The sequence below is a fragment of the Marispirochaeta aestuarii genome (assembly GCF_002087085.1).
Lineage (GTDB): Bacteria > Spirochaetota > Spirochaetia > JC444 > Marispirochaetaceae > Marispirochaeta > Marispirochaeta aestuarii.
In genome coordinates, this window is record NZ_MWQY01000006.1 from 1 (window position 1) to 18,321 (window position 18,321).

Below are 18,321 nucleotides of genomic sequence, written 5' to 3' on the forward strand. Positions count from 1 at the left end.
GGGGAAGACCATTCCTGCAAGCTGGGCGCACTTCGTGCTATCCAGTATCGCCCAGTCTGTCTTCCGGGGGAAGACCATACCATACCTGCAATTCAGCACCGGTGACGGCACTATACCTCAACAACACTTTCCGTAACCATGTTCACGTCTTCAGTTGTTAATAATTTTTCACTATTGAGGATAACTAAAAATCTTTCATCTAATTTTCCGATTCCACTGATGAAATCAGTATCCATATTGTTGTTAAATTTAGGTGGAGGATCGATTCGCTCCGGCAAGATTTCAAGTACCTCTTCTACAGAATTGGCTATTATACCTATAGTGACAATTTGATTGTCTGACATAACCTCAATCAAAAGAATACATGTATCTACAGTATTTTCAGTAATCTTCAATCCAAAGCGTTCACGAAGGTCTAAAACAGGAATAATCTCACCACGAACATTCATCACTCCTCGCATTACTGTCGGAGTTCCTGGGATTCTAGTAATAGTCCGAAATTCCAGCACCTCTTTTACTCGAGAAACTTCAATGGCATATTTCTCCTCGCCCAATGTAAAAGCAAGGTATTGATTGGTTGTAATTATATCGAAATCACCCATAACTCCTCCTTAAAATAATCAAGCGATTATCAATTGAGTTTTCTTTTAAAAAATGATGTCAAACATCCCAAGTATCTATGAGATTAAAAGATTTATTTAGAATTCTTCAAAGTCTTTCGAATCGATTTCGTCTGCGTAGTTATTGCTACCTACAGTGCCGTCATTTTTCCATCTTTCTATTCTGTTAGTGTTTCTTTCTTTTGAATGTAATCCCTGTTTTTCTGCTTCAGCGAGCAGTCTTATTCCTACCTCTTCTTTGCCTACATGTACTGTTTGTTTTTTTGCTGTTGGTGAGATATTTCTAGGAGCGGATAGTAAAGCTTGCTTTTTTTCTCTTTCAACATCATCTCTTATCTTAAAATAGGAAATGCTGCTCTCCAATCCTTCGGCCTGTCCGGAGAGTTCTTCGGCGACAGAAGCCATCTCTTCAGCTGCTGAGGCGTTTTCCTGAATTACCTGGTCTAATTGTGTTATAGCTGTATTGATTTGATCTACACCTGCGCTTTGCTCGCGACTTGCAGAACTAATCTCTTGTACAAGATCGGCTGTCTTCTTTATATTGGGCACCAATTGTTCGAGCATTTCTCTGGCTTTTTCGGCAACTGTTACAGTAGACGTTGAAAGTGAACTAATTTCTCCAGCTGCATCCTTACTCCTTGCAGCAAGCTTCCCGACTTCAGATGCCACAACAGCAAATCCCTTGCCGTGTTCACCAGCTCGTGCAGCTTCTATTGAGGCGTTTAATGAAAGCATATTCGTCTGACGCGCGATTTCTTCAATAATTACTATTTTCTCAGCTATACTCTTCATAGCTACAACAGCTTCCATAACCGCTTCTCCACTTTCTGTTGCATTTCCACTGGCCAGTGTAGCGATCTTTTCTGTTTCTGTAGCATGTTCAGCATTCTGCTTAATAATAGCACTCATTTGTTCCATCGAAGATGATACTTCTTCAACTGAAGAGGCCTGCTCCGTTGCACCTTGACTTATTTGTTCAGCGGAAGTACTCATCTGGTGACTCCCGGAGGATACTTGTGCAGAAGCATTTATTGCATCCGTTATAATACTCTCTAAGTTGGTTACCATCATCTCCAGAGACTTTGACAATGTTCCTATTTCATCTTTACGATTCATACGTAGAGTTTCTCTTGTAAGATCACCTGTTGAAATTACCTGAAGTTGTTCAGAAATCTGCATAATTGGTTTCGTAATGGACCGCACTAAAAGGAAAATAACTAAAATAGCAGCGAGGGAGAAAATAAATCCGATAATAAAACCATTCTGTAATAGGGCTATTTGTTGCACCCGAACCGTTTTTAAAGGTGAAGAAATTCCAAAACCCCACACTTCTTCAAAACCGGCGATTTTAAGCGGAACGGTAATAACAACAGATTGAACCTTCTCTCCTCCCTCTGCTTTTTTTCTCTCGGAATAGATACTGCCTTGCTTGATCGACGTTCTGAATTCCTCAGGGTTTTGGAAATAGGCCCCTCCATCCGTCTGAACCAAGTTCTTCGTCGGATGTGCTACAACCATAGCGCTATTGGAGACCACAAAAGCATAACCGGTTTCAAATGGATGAATTTTATCAATAATAGCCTGAATTGAGTTTAATGGTACATCAACGCCAACAGCGCCGATTATTTCAGCATTTCGTTTAATTGGGATCGATAGTGTTGTCATTAGAACATCTTCACCATCGACCTCGTAACTGAATGGCTCTAAGATTACGTGACCACTCTTCTTAAATACCTCCGTATACCATTCTTCTTTTGTATAACCGTCAAGGGATATAGCAGATAGCGAACCATTTGCCCTATTCCAATAGGAGGCAAAATGTCCTTCCTTAGTGTAGGGTGAAACATTCTTATATTCATCATCATTATTATCAAATTCATTCGGTTCAAATGCGATCCATGTCCCTATGAACTCAGGATTCGAAACAAGTGCTCCTTTTACTGCTTTTAAAGCAAACTCCCTCTTGCTTTGGCTATCTACAGGTACATATTCTTCTATTGTTCTAGCCAGCGAATGACCAACATTGTAAGCACTATCCAATAAGGCTGCCACATTCTTAGATTCTGTATGTGCAATCTGTTCACTTAGACTAATCACATCCTGTTCGAGCACTTTCGACTGCTGGTAAATTATAATCCCAACAACAAGACCGATAGCAATAATAAACAAGGATACCAACGGTAATAGCATTTTAGTTCTTAATTTCATCATCACTCTCCTGGTGAATAACTCGATGGATGCATACAGCCATCACTGATAGCGTGATCAGATCAATAAATGATTCAAAATGGTATACAAAACCACGCCAAACCTTATCAATATATTCTTGTCATGTAACTTATTGTACTACATTAAGACATTTGAGATGCTGAGTCTACTACATAAAATCATTTATCAATCCATATTTGGCGGGTTTCTTAGATTCAAGCCATTTACAGTTTCTGCCGAGTTTACTATTTAGAAAGTCTGAATATATGAGAGAAATAGAAATAAATCACCAAGGTATAAAGATCAGCATATTCTGCTTACTAATTCTTCAAACGATTGCCGCACACTCTTTCCGGCGGTATCTAAGCTAGTATATTCCGGGGATGCTAATCCCGCTTCCGGATTTCTTCCCGGGATGACAACTTCAAACCTTCTATTTCCGGTATCCTGTCTGTTTTTATAAAGCAATTTTCCTTGGCGATTGGTTGAGTACAACGGACATCGGTCAGGGAGCAGAACTCCGGCTGCCGTTTATCCGTACCTTTCTAAAGGAGACACTTCCGCTTTCTGCAAAAAAGCCCCACTTGCCGTGATTGACGGACATATGAAGGCTGTCAGTAAGAGTACCGTTACAGTAAACATCCAGAAAGAATCCCATCAGTACCAGCGTTATCAGGCAGTCTTCTGTTGCCGGCGTTTTTCTCATTCCGGGGGGAAGAGGAACCTCGGTTACCGGGACAAAGATCCATCCGATCTCCCCTATAGAACAGCCGCAGATCCGCAGCAGCGACTTCTCATAATCCATCATAACGGCCGTGCCTTCATTGTCTTCAGTACTGTAATGAACAAGAAAGCCGCAGCTTCTGCATGCACCTTCCGGCTGTGAAGAGATATACAGCCGGTCATAATCACAGAGATCAAGATACACCGAGAATCCCCGGTCTGCCGACCCCTCCACGGTCTCGGTGTCCGGATGCTTCCAGTTCCGGGAGTTCCTGTCTGACTGAGGATGGCATGTAAAATTTCGGCTGTTCAAATCCATGCTGTATAAGTCTTTCAGAAACAGGGATGACAGAGCTTTCGGCAGTACCAGTTCCGGTTTCTCATTCCGGAAGATCATCTTTTTCGGCATTGCCCAGGAACCGCGGAAGGATCCTCTGTTTTTAAGAGTATTGGGAAACACGTTGTTGTAATAAAATATACGCCCTTCGGAAGCATTGGAAGGACAGGCGATACTCCGCCCCGCGTAATTGTGCAGAGAACCGGAAGGAGAGCCCAGCAGCAGGCTGTTTTCCGGTTCAATATACGGACCATCAATCCCCTCGCTCACCAGATACCTGATACCGCTGGCGCCTCTCGGCCATTCCCGGCTCCTGCATGAGTGCCACTCCCCGCAGGAGAAAAGCAAGTACCACCGGTCGTGGAAGAAAAAAACATCCGGGACTTCCAGAAATCCGTAATTCCCGGAGACATGAACGGGGGGCCCGATCTCCCAGTCGAGCAGATTATCGGAGACAGCATGAGCAATGGCCCCTCCGCCGTTGAGCCCCCCCTCACTGACACGTGCACAAAGGAAGAGATGGAAGGTCCCCTGACTATCACGTTGTATACAGGGGTCCCGCCATGCCGCATGATGTAAGGGGGTGCCGCCGACATCAGTCTCATACCACCGCGGGTCGGGAGCCAACAGCGGTTCCTCACTATACTTTTCCCACCGGTTCAGGTCGGGAGAAACCGCCAGACCAAGAAGCTGAAGGTGTCCCCTTCTTGCACCGTAGAACATATAATATGAATCCCGGAACCTGATCACCGTACCGGTCAGCAGAAAACCGGCATCCCATTGCCGGCCTGTACCCATACGGATAACAGGCCCAAGGTCCTTCCAGTTCAACAAATCAGAAGAGACCGCATGATTAATGGCATCGGAGCGCCGGCCGGAATATTTGGTCAAATGAAAAAGGTGGTAAGTGCCGTTGTCATTATAAAGCCAGCTGTCCCAGAGGATTCTCCGTGTATCTGAAGGTGTAAAGAGCATGAAGGATCTCCCGTACATCTGGAATTTCAGCAGTTCAGCCTACGACGCTTCCTTCGGTCAGGCCGCTGGTAATGTATTTCTGCATAAAAAGGTACATAATAACTACGGGAATTGTGGTGAGGATGCCTCCGGCCATGAGTACATTCCACTCCACCAGGTATTCGCTGATGGAGGCCACCAGCGAGACCGTTAACAGCCGCTTACTCTCGGTAAGGATGAGAGTATTGGCAAACATGAATTCGTTCCAGGCAAGGATAAAGCAGAAAACCCCTGTGGTGGCGACACCAGGAGAAGAAAGGGGAACGATAATCCTGAAAAAGGCCCCCATTCTTGAACAGCCGTCTATCATTGCCGCCTCTTCAAGCTGCTTCGGAACATTTCGGAAGAATCCCCGCAGCATCCAGATAGCCAGAGGAAGGGAAAATACCGTAAAGGCAAGAATCAGGCCACTGTAGGTATCGATCAGGTTTATGTGCCGCAGAAAGATGAAGAAGGGAACAAGAAAAACCACGGGAGGGAACATTCGTGTTACCAGAATTCCCAGGATCAACAAACGTTCCCCGGGTATGCGGAATCTCGCCAGAGCATATCCTCCCAGAGATCCGATAAGCACCGAAACACAGGCCGTCATAAGGGAGACATACAGGGTGTTCCCGAAATAGGTGCCGAAGCGCATGGTCTGCCATCCGCGGATAAAGTTCTGAATGTCAAAGGAATCGGGCAGAAAGCTTGGAGGATAGCGCAGGGTTTCCGGGTTTGACTTAAAAGATGTCAAAAACATCCACAGAAAGGGAGCAAGGACAAACAACGTAAGCAGCAGCAGCGCGGCATGAACATAGACGGTTTTTATCAGGATTCGTCGCTGTATCGCAGTCATCGTATCGTTACCACCTATTCACTCAGATTTTTACCTTCAACCTTGTAAAGATAGAACCCTATAATAATCAGCAGAATCGAAACCATGATCAGGGACTGGGCGGATGCCAGCCCGAAGTTGTATCTGGAAAAAGCAACATTATATATCTGGGTCGAGAGGATCTCGGTTGAGTTAACAGGACCTCCTTTTGTCATGACCCAGATCATATTGAAACTGTTGAAAGTCCAGATGGTAATGAGGGTACTGGCAACAACTATCGAAGACCGCAAAAAAGGCAGGGTTATATTGAGGAAGCATTTCCATGGCGAAGCGCCGTCCATTTCAGCAGCCTCATAGAGACTTCTCGGAATCTGCTGAAGCGCGGCGAGAAAAATAATCGTGCTTAAGGGAAACTCCTTCCAGACCCTGGCAATCACAACCCAGATCCGTGCCCAGACCGGATGGCCCAGCCATGGAATGGAATCGCTGATGAACCCCAGCTTCAGGGCCAGATAGTTCACAAGACCGAAGTCAGGATGAAGCAGCCACATCCAGTTCAAAGCAGCCACCGAGGCAGGGATAGCCCAGGGAATAAGTATTGCCGCTTTGTACACCAGCAATCCTTTCACCTTCTGGTTCAACAGCAGGGCGATAACAAGCCCGAATAGAATCTGTCCTGCCACATTGGCGAAGGTCCACCAGATTGTATTAAGAAAGGAATACCAGAACTGGGAAGAAGTAACACTGGCTGCGTAATTATCCAGGCCGATGAAAGGAATCCCCCGCTGCATGGTCATCAAATTATAGCGGAACAGACTCATGAATAGACCGATAATCACCGGTACGATCACCACGATAATCAGAATGATCAGGCTGGGGCTTATAAGGACCAGGCTGAGGTTTTTTCTGCTGAATTTGCTTACTGCGGACATTGTCGCTGTACTTTCCTTTAGAGACGACGGGCTGTGCCCAACCCGTCGCCATATAAATCGACTGCGGTACCGGTTCTGCCTGACTGCTCAGCGCCTGACTTCATCCAGCTGGGCCTGCATCCGGACCGCCGCATCATCAAGAGCTGCCAGGGGGTCACGGTTGTTGACAAACACCTCTTCAAAAGCTATGCCCAATTCTGTTCTGCTGTGGTCGCCGATAACCGAGGCATGGTTTATTCCGTAGGGGAACTCCCTTAAAAAAACCTTCAGAAGGGGGTCGTTTACAAACTCGCTGTCCGCGGCATCGACCCGGGAAGAGAAGCGACCATAGTCAAACACTACCCACATGCGCTCCCGGTCGGTCAGAAAATCTATCCATTTATATGCCGCATCTTTAACCCTGGAACCGGCGGAGATTACAAGACTGCTTCCGCCCATACTGACGGCACGGCGTTTCTGCATGGGGTGAGGGGCCACAGCAAACTCGAAATCAGGTTCCGCACTGCGCAGGGGATCGAGCTCCCAGTCTCCGGCAATATACATGGCTATACGTTTTCCAAGAAAGGCGTTTCGAACATCATCCCAGCGGTCGTAACCGACTGCCCCCGGAGGAACCACTTTGTGGACAGTAAAAAGCTCTGCGAACCACTTGAAAGCCTCCTGTCCTTCAGGTGAGTTTACGACGATCTTCTTTCCGTCATCACTGATAATCTGCCCACCGTTGGCAATCAGAAAGGGAAACCATCCGTAGGAAGCTCCGCGGCCGCTGCGAATACCAAAGCCGTACTGGTCAATCCTGCCGTCCCCGTCCAGATCTTTTGTAAGGGCCTTTGCAACCTTGAGAAAACTGTCCCAGTTGTAAGGTTTTTCCAGGGAAGGGAGGGGAAGTCCTGCTTCTTCAAACATGGTTTTGTTGTAAATCAGGGCAGTCGCGTCGGACATCCACGGTACAGCATAAATATTGCCTTCATAGCTGCTGGATTTAAAAGCGCTCGTGTTTATCTCGTCGATTTTGCCGCTCTGTTTCAGGTAACCATCTACTGGTTCCAGAATACCCATTGCGGCGAGCTCCACGGGCCAGGTTGTCGCCACATGAATAACATCCGCCGCGACACCGGACATGCTGGATGTTATGATCTTTTCCATCAGCCCCCTGTGGGGAGTGTTTTCTATCCGTACATCGATATCAGGATTGAGCTCCATGAATTCCTGCTGTGCCTTGACGAGGGCAAGTTCATCACCGGCAGCCATTTCATCATAGACCCACATCGTCACCGTGGTTACGGAGGAGGTCTCTTCTTCCTGTCCTGCAGCGGACATGGGAGAAATAAAAAGCAGTAACATCATACAGGTGAGAACGCAAACGACAATGTTTCTTTTACTCATATCTTTACTCCTTTATTCTTTTTCTTTTCAGCTTATCGGGTCCGGACCTTACCCACGGTCCCAACGCAGAACCAGAATAAACCAGTCTCTTGCACAGAGCCAGTTATCATCGTACTGAAAAGAGTACTGTTTTTACCGGTACTCATCTGTTGAACAGGAGAAAGGATCAGCTAAAGAGGGATCGAATCAATATCCAGATTGCTCAGAAGCCGTATGGCTTCCAGCCGGGTCCCGACACCAAGCTTTGAATAGATTTCACTCATATGGTTACGGATTGTCTGGGGAGTTACACACATTTCTTCCGATATCTGCCGGTTATCCAGCCCCCGGGCTATGAACTTGAGAAGTTCCCGTTCCCGTTTCGTCAGCGTCAGCATCCAGGGGGGAATAGCGCTGTCTGGGGCTGGAAGCTGATGGGGATCTCTTAGCAGCTTCTGGACAACCCCGGGGGAAACAATCACCTGCCCGGACATTACCACATGAATAGCCTGGATAAGGTCAGCAGGAGGCATGTCTTTCAGCAGATACCCTATTGCGCCGTGAGAGAGGGCTTCATGGATATACTCATCATCATCAAAGGTTGTGAGCATGATAATGCGGGTGGAAGGCCTTACAGGATGAACCCTTTCCACAACAGCCACCCCGTCTATTGCAGGCATGCGGACATCAAGCAGAGCAATGTCGGGAGAATGCTGCAGGATCATCTCAACAGCCTGTTTGCCGCTGTGTGCGACCCCCACTATCTGAATATCCCCGGAAAGTTGTTCCAGCACATACTTGAGGTTTTCAACAAAGAGGAGCTGATCATCTGCAAGGACAACTCTAATCATATGCGGATACCATCTTCCTTTCACTTTTACAAGGCAGACCATCCTTCGGCAGCTCCACAGTAAGCTTGAAGCCCCCGGACAGGTTTCTGAAATGGATCGTCCCGCCCATGGATTCCACCCGTTCACGCATTCCTGCTAATCCGACTCCTTCAGATATGCCTGAAGAACCGCTTCCCCGTCCGTTGTCGGTTATATTGAGAATGATCATGTCTCCCGCCTGCTGCAGATGCACCAGCACCCTGTCCGCTTTTCCATGACGGAACGCGTTGGTGAGTCCTTCCTGCATGGACCGGTACAATACTATCCCTATCCCCGGGGGCAAATCAACAGGAGTGTTGGTCAATTCAAGGGCAAGCTCCACCCCGGTAGCCCGGGCAAAGGTTTCGGCAAGACGAGTCAGTCTCAGGCAGGTAGAGATGTTCTCAGCTTCGACTTCCCTGAGAATACGTACAGCCCTGCGTGTATCCTTGAGACAACGTCCGGCCTCTTCCCTTGTGTCGCGAATATATTGACGCAGCTTGCCGTTATCCGCAGGAGAAAGCAGCAGCATGGCTTCCAGCATCATGACGATGTTCATAAGGGTGTGGCCGACGCTGTCATGAATCTCTCTGGAGATCCGTTTTCTCTCCTCGAGGGCTGCCGCATGTCTGGCATTCTGGGCGTAATCCTGAAAGGACTGATTGGCTTTGACAAGTTCGCTTACTGCAGTATCAAGAGAGTCGGTAATCTCCCGCCCTTCATGAAGATGCTGCACTGTTGCTTTGATATACTCGGCTGCCACCGCTGCCGCGGTCAGGAGCAGAAGGGAGGCAAAGACAGAACCGGGACCAGGAGAAACAAGTTCAGCCCCATACCAGTTTGCTTCCGGTAACCACAGTAAGAATGTGGTTCCCAGACTTAGCGCAATAATCGACAGGGACCCATGCAGGATCGACGGAAAATAAATACCGCTCTGTAAAACCAGTACAAGCAGAACCAGAGATTCCGCCAGCAGGGGTTCTTGGGCGGGAATAAGGATCACCAGAATAAAGAAAAGCTGACATAAGAAAAGAAGGATCCTCAAGGACCGTGAAGGCAGCCAGATAAATATGAGAGATAAGGAAAGAGACAGGGAGACAAGAACAGCCAGCTGTAAAATCCATGAAGACGGATACGGTCTTCCAGGAACCAGGTTCAAAAAAGCGGTCAATGCAGAGAGGTGGCAGGCTATAGAGAAAAGAGAAAGGATCCATTCCATTTTACGCTCTGCCATATTACGCCTCCCCTAGGGGAGTATCCTTTTCAATCTTCGATCCTGAAACCTCAGGCAGAAAAAATCAAGAGTGCTGCCTGCCGATCAGGCAGTAATATTCCAGGACCGTTTTCATACACTTTCAAAGATTTATTTTCTCAGCTCCAGGGCAATTCCCCTGGACGACGCTGATTTCAGAAATACTTCCTTTGCCGTCCGTGCCTTCTCTTTCTTCTCCCGGAGCTTCCTGCCGGCGTTTTCCACGTCCCCGACAATACTCTTCAACTCTTTCAACGGCAGTAAGTTGACCGCAAGGCAATAAAAGCTCTTCATTCTGCCATCGTTAAAATCCGCAATCAATTTTTCCAGGATCATCTGTTTTTCCTTTAGATCATCCAGGTATTCAGAAAGATTACGTTTCGCTTTTTCCATGTCGGAAAAAACGTTTCGTTTCGTTATAAAGGAATCCTTCTCCACGGGTATGGCGTATCGTTCACAGGGAAACCCTGCGCACTCATGGCAGAATTCAGTGTTATCGTGCTTACGGCTGCAGGTAATAACGGAACAGGCGGGATGTTTTTCGTGGAAATTGCTTCCGCCGCAGCCGGGACATCTGGATGAACCTTCGGTCTGGAAGCGAGGACACAGAACGCAGTTCAGCCCGCACAGGGAAAACTCCGGATATTTTCTGGAATACTCTTTCACACAAAACCTCCCCATCCGCTGACGAAGGACCCGATCGTCTTGTCTACAAAAGGTTTCGGTACTCCTGTTCTATATATTTTCTCAGCAGGTTGATAAACCTCGCCGCAGGCGCACCGTCAACACTATCATGATTAAAAATGGAAGTAATATTGATGATTTCCCTGATAACAACCGCATCATTTCTTACAACCGGCTTTTTTACCACAGGGCCCAGAGCAAAAGAGACAGCCTTCGGACCTCCACTGTAGGGAATAATGTAGCCCGGCACATTCGTAACCATGCTTACTGATGTTACAAAAACCGTTCCGGAGAATCGCTTGACCAGATCGTGTTGTTTCAGTATCTGCCGGAACAGGAATACAACCAGAAAACGCGGGAGGCGGGAAAAGATTCTCTGCCCCAGCCGGGAACTCATATAGGTCTTCTCTTCACCGACTGCCGATTTTGCGGTCTCTATCTCCTCGTCTATTTCCCGTATAGTTTTATCATTGATTGCACGCAGTATGTACTGCTTATTATACGTAACACCGTTCTGCATAACTTCAACAGGTATATCGATATCCACCTCAGCAAAGCGTGTCTTTCGGCGCACATTTATCATGGAGTTGAACTCCGGCTGTTCATGCAGGCATCTTCCTATCGCCTTCAACAGAAATGAAAAAAGTGAGCCCCCTTCTCCTCTGCTTCTCAGAGCTCTCAGCTCTTTCCGTACATCCGTTACATCGAACTCCATAAGAGCGTAGAAATTATGACCGCCCTTAACCATATCAAAGCCGTAGATAGACAGTCGCCTGTATTCTGATATCTTTTCCCGGTGTCCTTTCATATGTATTCCCTGTTTCTAAAAGAACGAACAATTCCATAAATAGTACCACCGCTCTACGTGCATTGTCGATGTTTTTACTTCTGCCCGTAACGCCTTCAAATTCGGAAGATTGACATCCTTCTGTTGCACCGGGACTTTGCCTTTAACTTGATTAAATATATAATATATATTAAGGACTATATTGAGAGATGATGGGTAAACACCGTAATTATATGTTTATACTGCTTGCAGCCGTATTACTTGCGGCCGGCATTCTCCTTTTGAACGGCAGCTGCCAGAGTCCTGCAGCTTCTGCGCCCGAGCCGGACAGTACAGCTGCAGAAAATACGGTTCCCGGGGTAATTCCCCTGGAAGGGCCGATCGTGGTCGCCCTGCAGCCGGGTCACTGGAAGATCGACGAACTCCCGCCGGAAGCACTTCGCCGTCCGCGCAGTACAGGAGCTGTCCACGGAAATGTCCAGGAGCTCGACATCAACCTTGCGGTTGTGGAGGCCCTGGTCCCCCTGCTGGAGGCGGAAAACTGGCGGGTCATCGTTGTTCCCGCGACGGTTCCTCCAGGGCTGCGGGCCGACGTGTTTCTCTCAATCCACGCCGACTGGGGTACGGATCCGGCAAGAAGGGGCTGGAAGCTCGCTCCCCCCTGGCGCCCGAGCGTCGCTTCAAGCGAGATCGCCGAAGCCCTCAAGGAGTCATTCAGGGCCGAGGAGAGTCTGACAGAGGATGCAGACGGCGTTACCGTCGGAATGCGCGGTTATTTCGGATTCAGCTCCCATCGCTACCATCACGCATCAAGTCCCTACACCCCTGCGGTACTTATTGAACTCGGCTTTGTAACCAACGCCGTCGACCGGGAACTGATGGTAACACAGCCGGAGTTCTTCGCCGGAATTATCCATCGCGGTCTGGAGAGGCATTTTTACACCCGGGGACGTTCCGATGTCGCATCCCTTGTTCCCAGGGAGTATGAAACCATGGCAGTCGGTTCAGACGGGGCACACGTACGGCAGAGACCGGATCATTCGAGCCGCCTTGTCCGCAGGCTTGAGGCCGGCTCGTATATCTGGCCTGTTGACGATACCGGGGACTGGTATCTGGTCAGACTCCGCAATCCCTTTCAGGTCGGATGGGTAGATTCAAGGTCGCTGGTAAATTAATGCATGCGGGAGTTCGGGCAGGTATCCTGGATCTATTCTATCCGAACGAAACTGCCGTTTCGTACCGTATACGGATACAGTTCAAAACTGCAGTCACCATACTCATCAAAAATGTAATCAGTATTTACACCGGAAAACCTTCCCTCCTCGAGGATGAACCCGAATACATCCCGGGGCCGATCTGGTCCCGAAGATTTTATTGCACCGGATAACAGGTAAACTGCATCGTAATTTACCATGGACTGATACGTGGGTTCCTCGTTGAATCGTTCCCTGTAATTTCCTACAAACCGTGAATACTCCGGATCATCCCCCAGGAATCCTTTTTCAAGATAGGTAACAACTCCTTCCACACTCCTCCCGCCGTTCTCGATCAATTCTCTCGATACACCCCAGGGAGACAGTAACAGCAGCTGATCGAACTCATCGATGTGCTGATAGATATACGCTGTATCGAAGGGACTGGCGATAAGGAGAACACAGTCGGAAGCCTGCTCCCGTATTTTCCTTGCGATATCGATGTAGGAGGGTTTGACCCTGCTGTCGAACCCGACCTGCTGAATCCGAATGGCAGGAATTTTCTCACTTATTTCAGCAGTAAACGCTGTGGCCATAGTATCCGCGTAGCTCCGGTTGTTCTCATCATAGACGATGGTCGCGCTCTTTATCTGCTGCCTGATCGCGTAGTCCGCAAGATGATCGGCATACAATGATATATTTACCGTCAGGCGAATAAGATTGTCATCAAGACCCTTCAGTTCGTCGGAGCTCGCAGTCCCGGAGAGTACCAGAACATTCTTACTGTTAATGTAATCCGCCGCCTCCAGATATGCCCCGCTGGTTGTCGCCATAATCAGATAGTCTATTCCCTCTTCAATTAACCCCTGTACCATCTCCAGGGTAACTTCACCCCTGCTGTTATCATCCCTGACGACAAGGTTTACTTCCCTTCTCTCCCGCGAATTTATCTCCTCCGCTGCAAGAAGGGCCCCGTTGCGGGCTGACTCCAGCAGAGGTGAATAGTTCCCCGTCAGGCTCACAACCATTCCCGCATCGAAGGATGACTGTTGCCTGGCGCATGCAGAAACCAGCAGTATTACCAGGAACAACGTAATTGTTCTCATTGAACATTCTCCGGTTTATTGTGTATCACCAGTAAGTCTACTATAATTTCCGGTAATGCCGCAAATATCAGGTAAGAGCTTCAAAATCCATATATTCATCTATCTTGCCGGTTTTGTGATCCTGGCGCTTTTGATTGCCTTCTCCGCTCTCATCGCCACAAATAGAGTCTACCGCGATAATATCAGGCAGGAAATCGCGATTCTGTCCAAAACTCTTGCCCAGACTGTAGATCGGTTCTTTATGCAGCCGGAAGAATATATTAAAGATGTGAGAAATCACATCAACCTTATTCACACTGCTCCCGGTACACGGGATATCAATTGCTTTATCGATGATGTTCTCAATATTTTCAGCGGCTTCGACAGCATTTATCTGCTTGACCCTGACGGCACCGTACTGGATACCTGGCCGTTTAATTCTGATCTTATTGGTATCGATTTATCGGGACAGGAGTACATCTCGACAACAGTTCTGGAGGACCAGGTTTACTGGTCAGACTCCTTCCTGTCGCAACAGACAGGGCTGCCGACAATCGCTTTGTCCCTTCGCAGCGACCAGGGGATACTGGCGGCATTTTACAATCTCAGGGAGCTGAGCAATTTCGTATCCGTGAGCTTCCCGGATCCCGACGAGTTCATTGCCATAATTGAAGGAGACGGCAATATAATCGGTCACACCTATCCGGAACGTGTACTGCTGCTGGAAAACCTGGGCAATATGAACAGCTTTCGTCAGGCCAGGGCGGGGAATTCAGGGATCTCGGAAGATCGTTATCTCGATGTCAAAGGACTGGTCTCTGTTCACCAGGCCGAACACAGCGGATTCTATGTTATGGTCTTTAAATCCTATTCCAGAATATTCGGCAGGATGAACCTCATCTATTCGTTGTTACTGCTCCTGCTTCTATCGGTTTCTCTAACCTTTGCCGTTCTTGTTCTAATATTGATCCACAGAGTGATGAGACCGATAGATGATCTGATCGATAAAATCGCCCAGGTCAGCAGTGGGTCCTATGACGTGGCGGTCCATTCCCGGTATTCCGAGTTTGACGAGTTGATTTCCAGCTTTAAGATGATGGTCAACCGCATTGACGAACGGGAAAACGATTTACGTCAATCCCTGACAGACAAGGATACCCTCCTTCGCGAGCTCTATCACCGGACAAAAAACAACATGCAGATTATCGCCGGCCTGATGAGTCTGTACGGGAGAAAATACAGTCAGGAAGCTGTTTCCGGTTTTATCGAAGAAATACAGACCAAGATACAGGCAATTTCACTGGTACATGAAAAGCTGTACAGTACGGGCAATCTCTCGAAAATAGGATTGAAAGAGTACATTGAGGACCTGATTCCTCTGGTTGTTACCAGCTTAAGCAAGGGATCGGGATCAATTCGGTACAACCTGGACATTGAAGATGTGAATCTTCTGATTGACTATGCTGTTCCCTGCGGACTGATACTGAATGAACTTATAACGAATTCGGTAAAGTACGCTTTTCCGGATAATGCTGATGGCGAAATCACTATATATGCCGGAATCCGTGATAATATGCTGGACCTTCAGTACTCAGACAGCGGTACAGGTTTTCCGGAATCCTTCGATACCGGGAAGATTGAATCCCTGGGATTACTCCTTTTGAGCAATATTGTCCGGAACCAGTTGAGAGGAGAGATGGATATCAGCAGTCCAGGGGGAGTTCTGTACCGGATAAAAATACCCCTGGGATTCTATTCACCCAGGGTTTAACCAGGACTTCTTATACTGCTGATCAGTTCTTTAAGCTTGACCGGTTTTGTAAAGACTGCAACAGGGTCCAGATCCCGGGATTTCTGTCTGCAATCATCCAAATCATACCCGCTCATGAATACAAACCGGCAGGAATGTCTTGCGGATATCTTCTGTGCCGCTGTAAAACCATCCATTTCTCCGGACAGTCGTATGTCCATAAGAACCAGATTCGGTCCGTATGTATCCGCATCCCGGATCGCATCCTCTCCACTGGAAGCTACCGCACAAACAGTAAAGCCGGCATCTTCCAGACCGACCCTTAGCATCATTGATGTTATAACCGCATCCTCTACAATGAGAATCGTTGTTTCATCGTCATTCATGTGAATCCATAGCAGTAATTATAGTCTACCCCTATTCTAAATAAATCTCCGCATGGTGCAAGTATAAGAAAAAGCACTATCAGGCAGTCCTGTTTTTCTGCTTGTCCGCAGCAGATATCTGCTGTAAAATTATGCAGGATTCTTTCCTGTTAAGCAGTGCATACAAGCAGGAGAGCCAGGACTGATGCAGCAGGTGGTTAATAAGCGTGCCTCCGTCTTTAACAGTTGAAGAAAAGCCTGTCCCCGGCCCCAATTCCTCTTTAAACCCGCAGACCAAAGTAATCCTCATAGTAGAAGACGAGGCAATCATCGCCCTGGCGGAAAAGAAGATCCTGGAAAAGGCCGGGTACACAATCCATACAGCCTGTAACGGCGAACGTGCCGTGGAACTCACGGAAAGCCTTGAGAGAATCGATCTTATACTGATGGATATCGATCTCGGACATGAGCCGGACGGTACGGAGACTGCGGAACGCATCCTCACCCGGTATGAAATTCCGATCATGTTTCTTTCGAGTCACACCGAGGCCGATATCGTGGAAAGAACCGAGGGTATCACCTCCTACGGTTACATTGTCAAGCACAGCGGAGATACGGTACTGCTTGCCTCCATAAGGATGGCTTTCAGATTGTATGAGGCCCGCAGGTCCATTAAAGAGCATATGGGTATGCAGGATTTGATCCTGCGGGTGAGCAAATGTCTTGCAGCAACCTCGGACCTGCAGACGATTCTTCAGATTGCCTCTGACAATCTGGCGAAACTCTCAGGACTGAACAGCGGCGCCATCTATACCCTTGATAATGCCGTCCTTACCCTGAGGGCAACCACACCACCCTTTACAGAGCCCCCGCCTGAAAAGTTCCTCAGAGCCCGGATACAGGATCACCCCCATATAAATAACGCCCTGCAGAGACGCGAGGCGGTCTATATCCCGGATACCGGATCAGAAGCATTTACGGAGGAAGAGCAGGCCATTGCCGAGGGCAGGCAGTTGAAATCTATTCTCTATGTTCCCCTGCTTTCCCAGGGAAAGAGTATTGGCGTTTTTATAACCGGTGCAACCAGCCGGAAAACCTCAATAAAGAAAACAACCATTCTGCTTTGCGAAACTCTGGCCAATATAGCCGCCCTTGCGGCGGCGAACGCCCTCAATCAGTCGAACAGTACAGAGTAAGCGAAACCTATTCCTTTATCCCCGCAACCCGGTTTCTGCCCGTCTGCTTTGCAAGGTAAAGGGCCTGGTCCGCCCGAAGGAGGAGATCATCCGGAGAATCCGAGGGCTGGACCTCGGTAACACCGAAGCTGCAGGTAATCTTCTGCTCTTTGAAGAAATCATGTTTTTCCACCAGGGCCCGCAGTTTCTCGGCGAGCCCCATGCCCTGCCGATGGCTGCAATTTGGAATTATGATCATAAACTCCTCGCCTCCCCAGCGGCCGATGGTATCCGTTTCGCGAATATTATTCTCCAGCAGCCCGGCGAAAGATTTCAGAACCTCGTCCCCCTTCTGATGACCGAAATTGTCGTTAACCTCCTTGAAGAAATCTATATCTGTCAGGATTACAGAAAACGTCTCTCCGTACCTGCGAAAGCGTGCGAGTTCTTCGGAGATCCTTTCATCAAGGCAGGCCCTGTTTTTAAGCTGGGTCAGCTTATCGGTAATTGACAGATCCGTAAGTTCCCTGTGGGTCCTGTCGTAGGCCTTCGAAAACTGCAGAACGACAAGGAAAACCGCAATCAGCTGTACAGGAACCTGAATCATGCGGTCGATATACTGAGCAGTCCGGGGATAGTCCCTTACCAGGGCGGGAAAAAATATTCGATTATAAGCAGTGCAGGGAAAACCAGTACCAGCAGGCTTATCAGAAAAACCCGGGTCCGTCCCTTGAACAGATATGTTATGGATACCACCAGAAGAAAGGTATAGCCCAGAGCATTATTATTGCTGCCTCCGGACTCAATGAACGCGTAGGGCAGAAAAACAGCAACAAGAAAAAGATAGAAAAAAAGCATACCCTCTGCGGCTTCGGATTTAACTCTATCCACAACAAAAGAAGCCGACGCAGCGGCAACCAACAGCAACCATTTGATACTCAGATACAGAGGAAAGCCCGCAACCAGGTTCCCGATTATACTGATAACTGACAGAGAAATACAGAAAATGAGAAGTATGGAATACAGGCGCTGTTCAATTGTCGAAAAAAAGGAGGTTCGTCTCATCATCTGCTCACCGGCGAGTTTATACCCAGTATAGACGACCCGGATTAATTGTCAATCGACCCGGGTCTGTACAATGCCTA

General features: G+C 48.0%; 18 protein-coding genes. 3 read left to right on the forward strand and 15 right to left on the reverse strand.

Going from position 1 to position 18,321, the window contains the following annotated elements:
* Positions 1-110: 110 nt before the first annotated feature.
* The 10 genes from B4O97_RS06220 to B4O97_RS06265 all read right to left on the reverse strand — a co-directional run bounded on the left by B4O97_RS06220 (position 111) and on the right by B4O97_RS06265 (position 11,629).
* Entirely contained in the window at positions 111-602 is a 492-nt protein-coding gene (locus B4O97_RS06220) for a chemotaxis protein CheW (RefSeq protein ID WP_083049269.1), read from the reverse strand.
* A 96-nt stretch (positions 603-698) separates the two neighbouring features.
* Positions 699-2,828 (reverse strand): methyl-accepting chemotaxis protein, encoded by a 2,130-nt coding sequence (locus B4O97_RS06225; protein ID WP_198947024.1) that lies wholly within the window; start codon positions 2,826-2,828, stop codon positions 699-701.
* 505 nt (positions 2,829-3,333) lie between these two features.
* Positions 3,334-4,863: a glycoside hydrolase family protein gene (locus tag B4O97_RS06230; protein WP_158084185.1), complete on the reverse strand. Its 1,530-nt coding sequence runs from the start codon at positions 4,861-4,863 to the stop codon at positions 3,334-3,336.
* 34 nt (positions 4,864-4,897) lie between these two features.
* The gene (locus tag B4O97_RS06235) at positions 4,898-5,740 is read right to left on the reverse strand and encodes a carbohydrate ABC transporter permease (RefSeq protein ID WP_083049273.1); all 843 of its coding nucleotides are present in this window, start codon (positions 5,738-5,740) and stop codon (positions 4,898-4,900) included.
* 14 nt (positions 5,741-5,754) lie between these two features.
* A complete protein-coding gene (locus tag B4O97_RS06240) occupies positions 5,755-6,651 on the reverse strand; it encodes a carbohydrate ABC transporter permease (protein WP_083049275.1) in 897 nt (298 codons plus the stop codon).
* Positions 6,652-6,738: 87 nt separating this feature from the next.
* Positions 6,739-8,037 (reverse strand): ABC transporter substrate-binding protein, encoded by a 1,299-nt coding sequence (locus tag B4O97_RS06245; protein ID WP_083049277.1) that lies wholly within the window; start codon positions 8,035-8,037, stop codon positions 6,739-6,741.
* Positions 8,038-8,207: 170 nt separating this feature from the next.
* Positions 8,208-8,867 (reverse strand): response regulator, encoded by a 660-nt coding sequence (locus B4O97_RS06250; protein ID WP_158084186.1) that lies wholly within the window; start codon positions 8,865-8,867, stop codon positions 8,208-8,210.
* Positions 8,860-10,119, reverse strand: a complete 1,260-nt coding sequence (locus B4O97_RS06255; protein ID WP_083049280.1) for a sensor histidine kinase — start codon at positions 10,117-10,119, stop codon at positions 8,860-8,862. The genes B4O97_RS06250 and B4O97_RS06255 overlap by 8 nt, the downstream gene beginning before the upstream one ends.
* A 129-nt stretch (positions 10,120-10,248) precedes the next feature.
* Complete coding sequence (locus B4O97_RS06260) at positions 10,249-10,803, reverse strand: DUF3795 domain-containing protein (RefSeq protein WP_083049281.1); 555 nt, start codon at positions 10,801-10,803, stop codon at positions 10,249-10,251.
* Positions 10,804-10,846: 43 nt separating this feature from the next.
* Positions 10,847-11,629, reverse strand: a complete 783-nt coding sequence (locus B4O97_RS06265; RefSeq protein WP_083049283.1) for a 2-oxo acid dehydrogenase subunit E2 — start codon at positions 11,627-11,629, stop codon at positions 10,847-10,849.
* A gap of 191 nt (positions 11,630-11,820) precedes the next feature.
* On the opposite strand from B4O97_RS06265, the gene B4O97_RS06270 reads away from it, so the two are divergent.
* Entirely contained in the window at positions 11,821-12,783 is a 963-nt protein-coding gene (locus B4O97_RS06270) for an N-acetylmuramoyl-L-alanine amidase (protein WP_158084187.1), read from the forward strand.
* Between the two features lie 32 nt (positions 12,784-12,815).
* On the opposite strand, the gene B4O97_RS06275 is transcribed toward B4O97_RS06270, so the two are convergent.
* Complete coding sequence (locus tag B4O97_RS06275; RefSeq protein ID WP_083049286.1) at positions 12,816-13,907, reverse strand: ABC transporter substrate-binding protein; 1,092 nt, start codon at positions 13,905-13,907, stop codon at positions 12,816-12,818.
* Between the two features lie 67 nt (positions 13,908-13,974).
* Positions 13,975-14,202 (reverse strand): hypothetical protein, encoded by a 228-nt coding sequence (locus B4O97_RS19680; RefSeq protein WP_233142964.1) that lies wholly within the window; start codon positions 14,200-14,202, stop codon positions 13,975-13,977.
* On the opposite strand from B4O97_RS19680, the gene B4O97_RS06280 reads away from it, so the two are divergent.
* Entirely contained in the window at positions 14,176-15,657 is a 1,482-nt protein-coding gene (locus B4O97_RS06280; RefSeq protein ID WP_233142966.1) for a sensor histidine kinase, read from the forward strand. The two genes, B4O97_RS19680 and B4O97_RS06280, sit on opposite strands and share 27 nt — an antisense overlap.
* Here the strand turns inward: B4O97_RS06280 and B4O97_RS06285 are convergent.
* The gene (locus B4O97_RS06285) at positions 15,654-16,022 is read right to left on the reverse strand and encodes a response regulator (RefSeq protein ID WP_083049289.1); all 369 of its coding nucleotides are present in this window, start codon (positions 16,020-16,022) and stop codon (positions 15,654-15,656) included. The two genes, B4O97_RS06280 and B4O97_RS06285, sit on opposite strands and share 4 nt — an antisense overlap.
* A 206-nt stretch (positions 16,023-16,228) precedes the next feature.
* Here B4O97_RS06285 and B4O97_RS19455 point away from each other — a divergent pair, with 206 nt between their 5' ends.
* The gene (locus tag B4O97_RS19455; protein ID WP_083049290.1) at positions 16,229-17,197 is read left to right on the forward strand and encodes a response regulator; all 969 of its coding nucleotides are present in this window, start codon (positions 16,229-16,231) and stop codon (positions 17,195-17,197) included.
* 7 nt (positions 17,198-17,204) lie between these two features.
* Here B4O97_RS19455 and B4O97_RS06295 read toward each other — a convergent pair whose 3' ends face one another.
* Complete coding sequence (locus B4O97_RS06295; protein WP_083049292.1) at positions 17,205-17,783, reverse strand: GGDEF domain-containing protein; 579 nt, start codon at positions 17,781-17,783, stop codon at positions 17,205-17,207.
* Positions 17,784-17,818: 35 nt separating this feature from the next.
* Positions 17,819-18,244, reverse strand: coding sequence for a hypothetical protein (locus B4O97_RS06300; protein ID WP_083049293.1), 426 nt, complete (start codon positions 18,242-18,244; stop codon positions 17,819-17,821).
* Positions 18,245-18,321: the final 77 nt, after the last annotated feature.

What these genes read in the sequence shown, in the direction of transcription:
- B4O97_RS06285 (WP_083049289.1), bottom strand. Translation starts at nt 16,022, where the DNA reads ATGAATGACGATGAAACAACGATTCTCATTGTAGAGGATGCGGTTATA.
- B4O97_RS06295 (WP_083049292.1), bottom strand. Translation starts at nt 17,783, where the DNA reads ATGATTCAGGTTCCTGTACAGCTGATTGCGGTTTTCCTTGTCGTTCTG.
- B4O97_RS06250 (WP_158084186.1), bottom strand. Translation starts at nt 8,867, where the DNA reads ATGATTAGAGTTGTCCTTGCAGATGATCAGCTCCTCTTTGTTGAAAAC.
- B4O97_RS06300 (WP_083049293.1), bottom strand. Translation starts at nt 18,244, where the DNA reads ATGATGAGACGAACCTCCTTTTTTTCGACAATTGAACAGCGCCTGTAT.
- B4O97_RS06275 (WP_083049286.1), bottom strand. Translation starts at nt 13,907, where the DNA reads ATGAGAACAATTACGTTGTTCCTGGTAATACTGCTGGTTTCTGCATGC.
- B4O97_RS06230 (WP_158084185.1), bottom strand. Translation starts at nt 4,863, where the DNA reads ATGCTCTTTACACCTTCAGATACACGGAGAATCCTCTGGGACAGCTGG.
- B4O97_RS06245 (WP_083049277.1), bottom strand. Translation starts at nt 8,037, where the DNA reads ATGAGTAAAAGAAACATTGTCGTTTGCGTTCTCACCTGTATGATGTTA.
- B4O97_RS06225 (WP_198947024.1), bottom strand. Translation starts at nt 2,828, where the DNA reads ATGAAATTAAGAACTAAAATGCTATTACCGTTGGTATCCTTGTTTATT.
- B4O97_RS06270 (WP_158084187.1), top strand. Translation starts at nt 11,821, where the DNA reads ATGGGTAAACACCGTAATTATATGTTTATACTGCTTGCAGCCGTATTA.
- B4O97_RS06235 (WP_083049273.1), bottom strand. Translation starts at nt 5,740, where the DNA reads ATGACTGCGATACAGCGACGAATCCTGATAAAAACCGTCTATGTTCAT.
- B4O97_RS06240 (WP_083049275.1), bottom strand. Translation starts at nt 6,651, where the DNA reads ATGTCCGCAGTAAGCAAATTCAGCAGAAAAAACCTCAGCCTGGTCCTT.
- B4O97_RS06255 (WP_083049280.1), bottom strand. Translation starts at nt 10,119, where the DNA reads ATGGCAGAGCGTAAAATGGAATGGATCCTTTCTCTTTTCTCTATAGCC.
- B4O97_RS06265 (WP_083049283.1), bottom strand. Translation starts at nt 11,629, where the DNA reads ATGAAAGGACACCGGGAAAAGATATCAGAATACAGGCGACTGTCTATC.
- B4O97_RS06220 (WP_083049269.1), bottom strand. Translation starts at nt 602, where the DNA reads ATGGGTGATTTCGATATAATTACAACCAATCAATACCTTGCTTTTACA.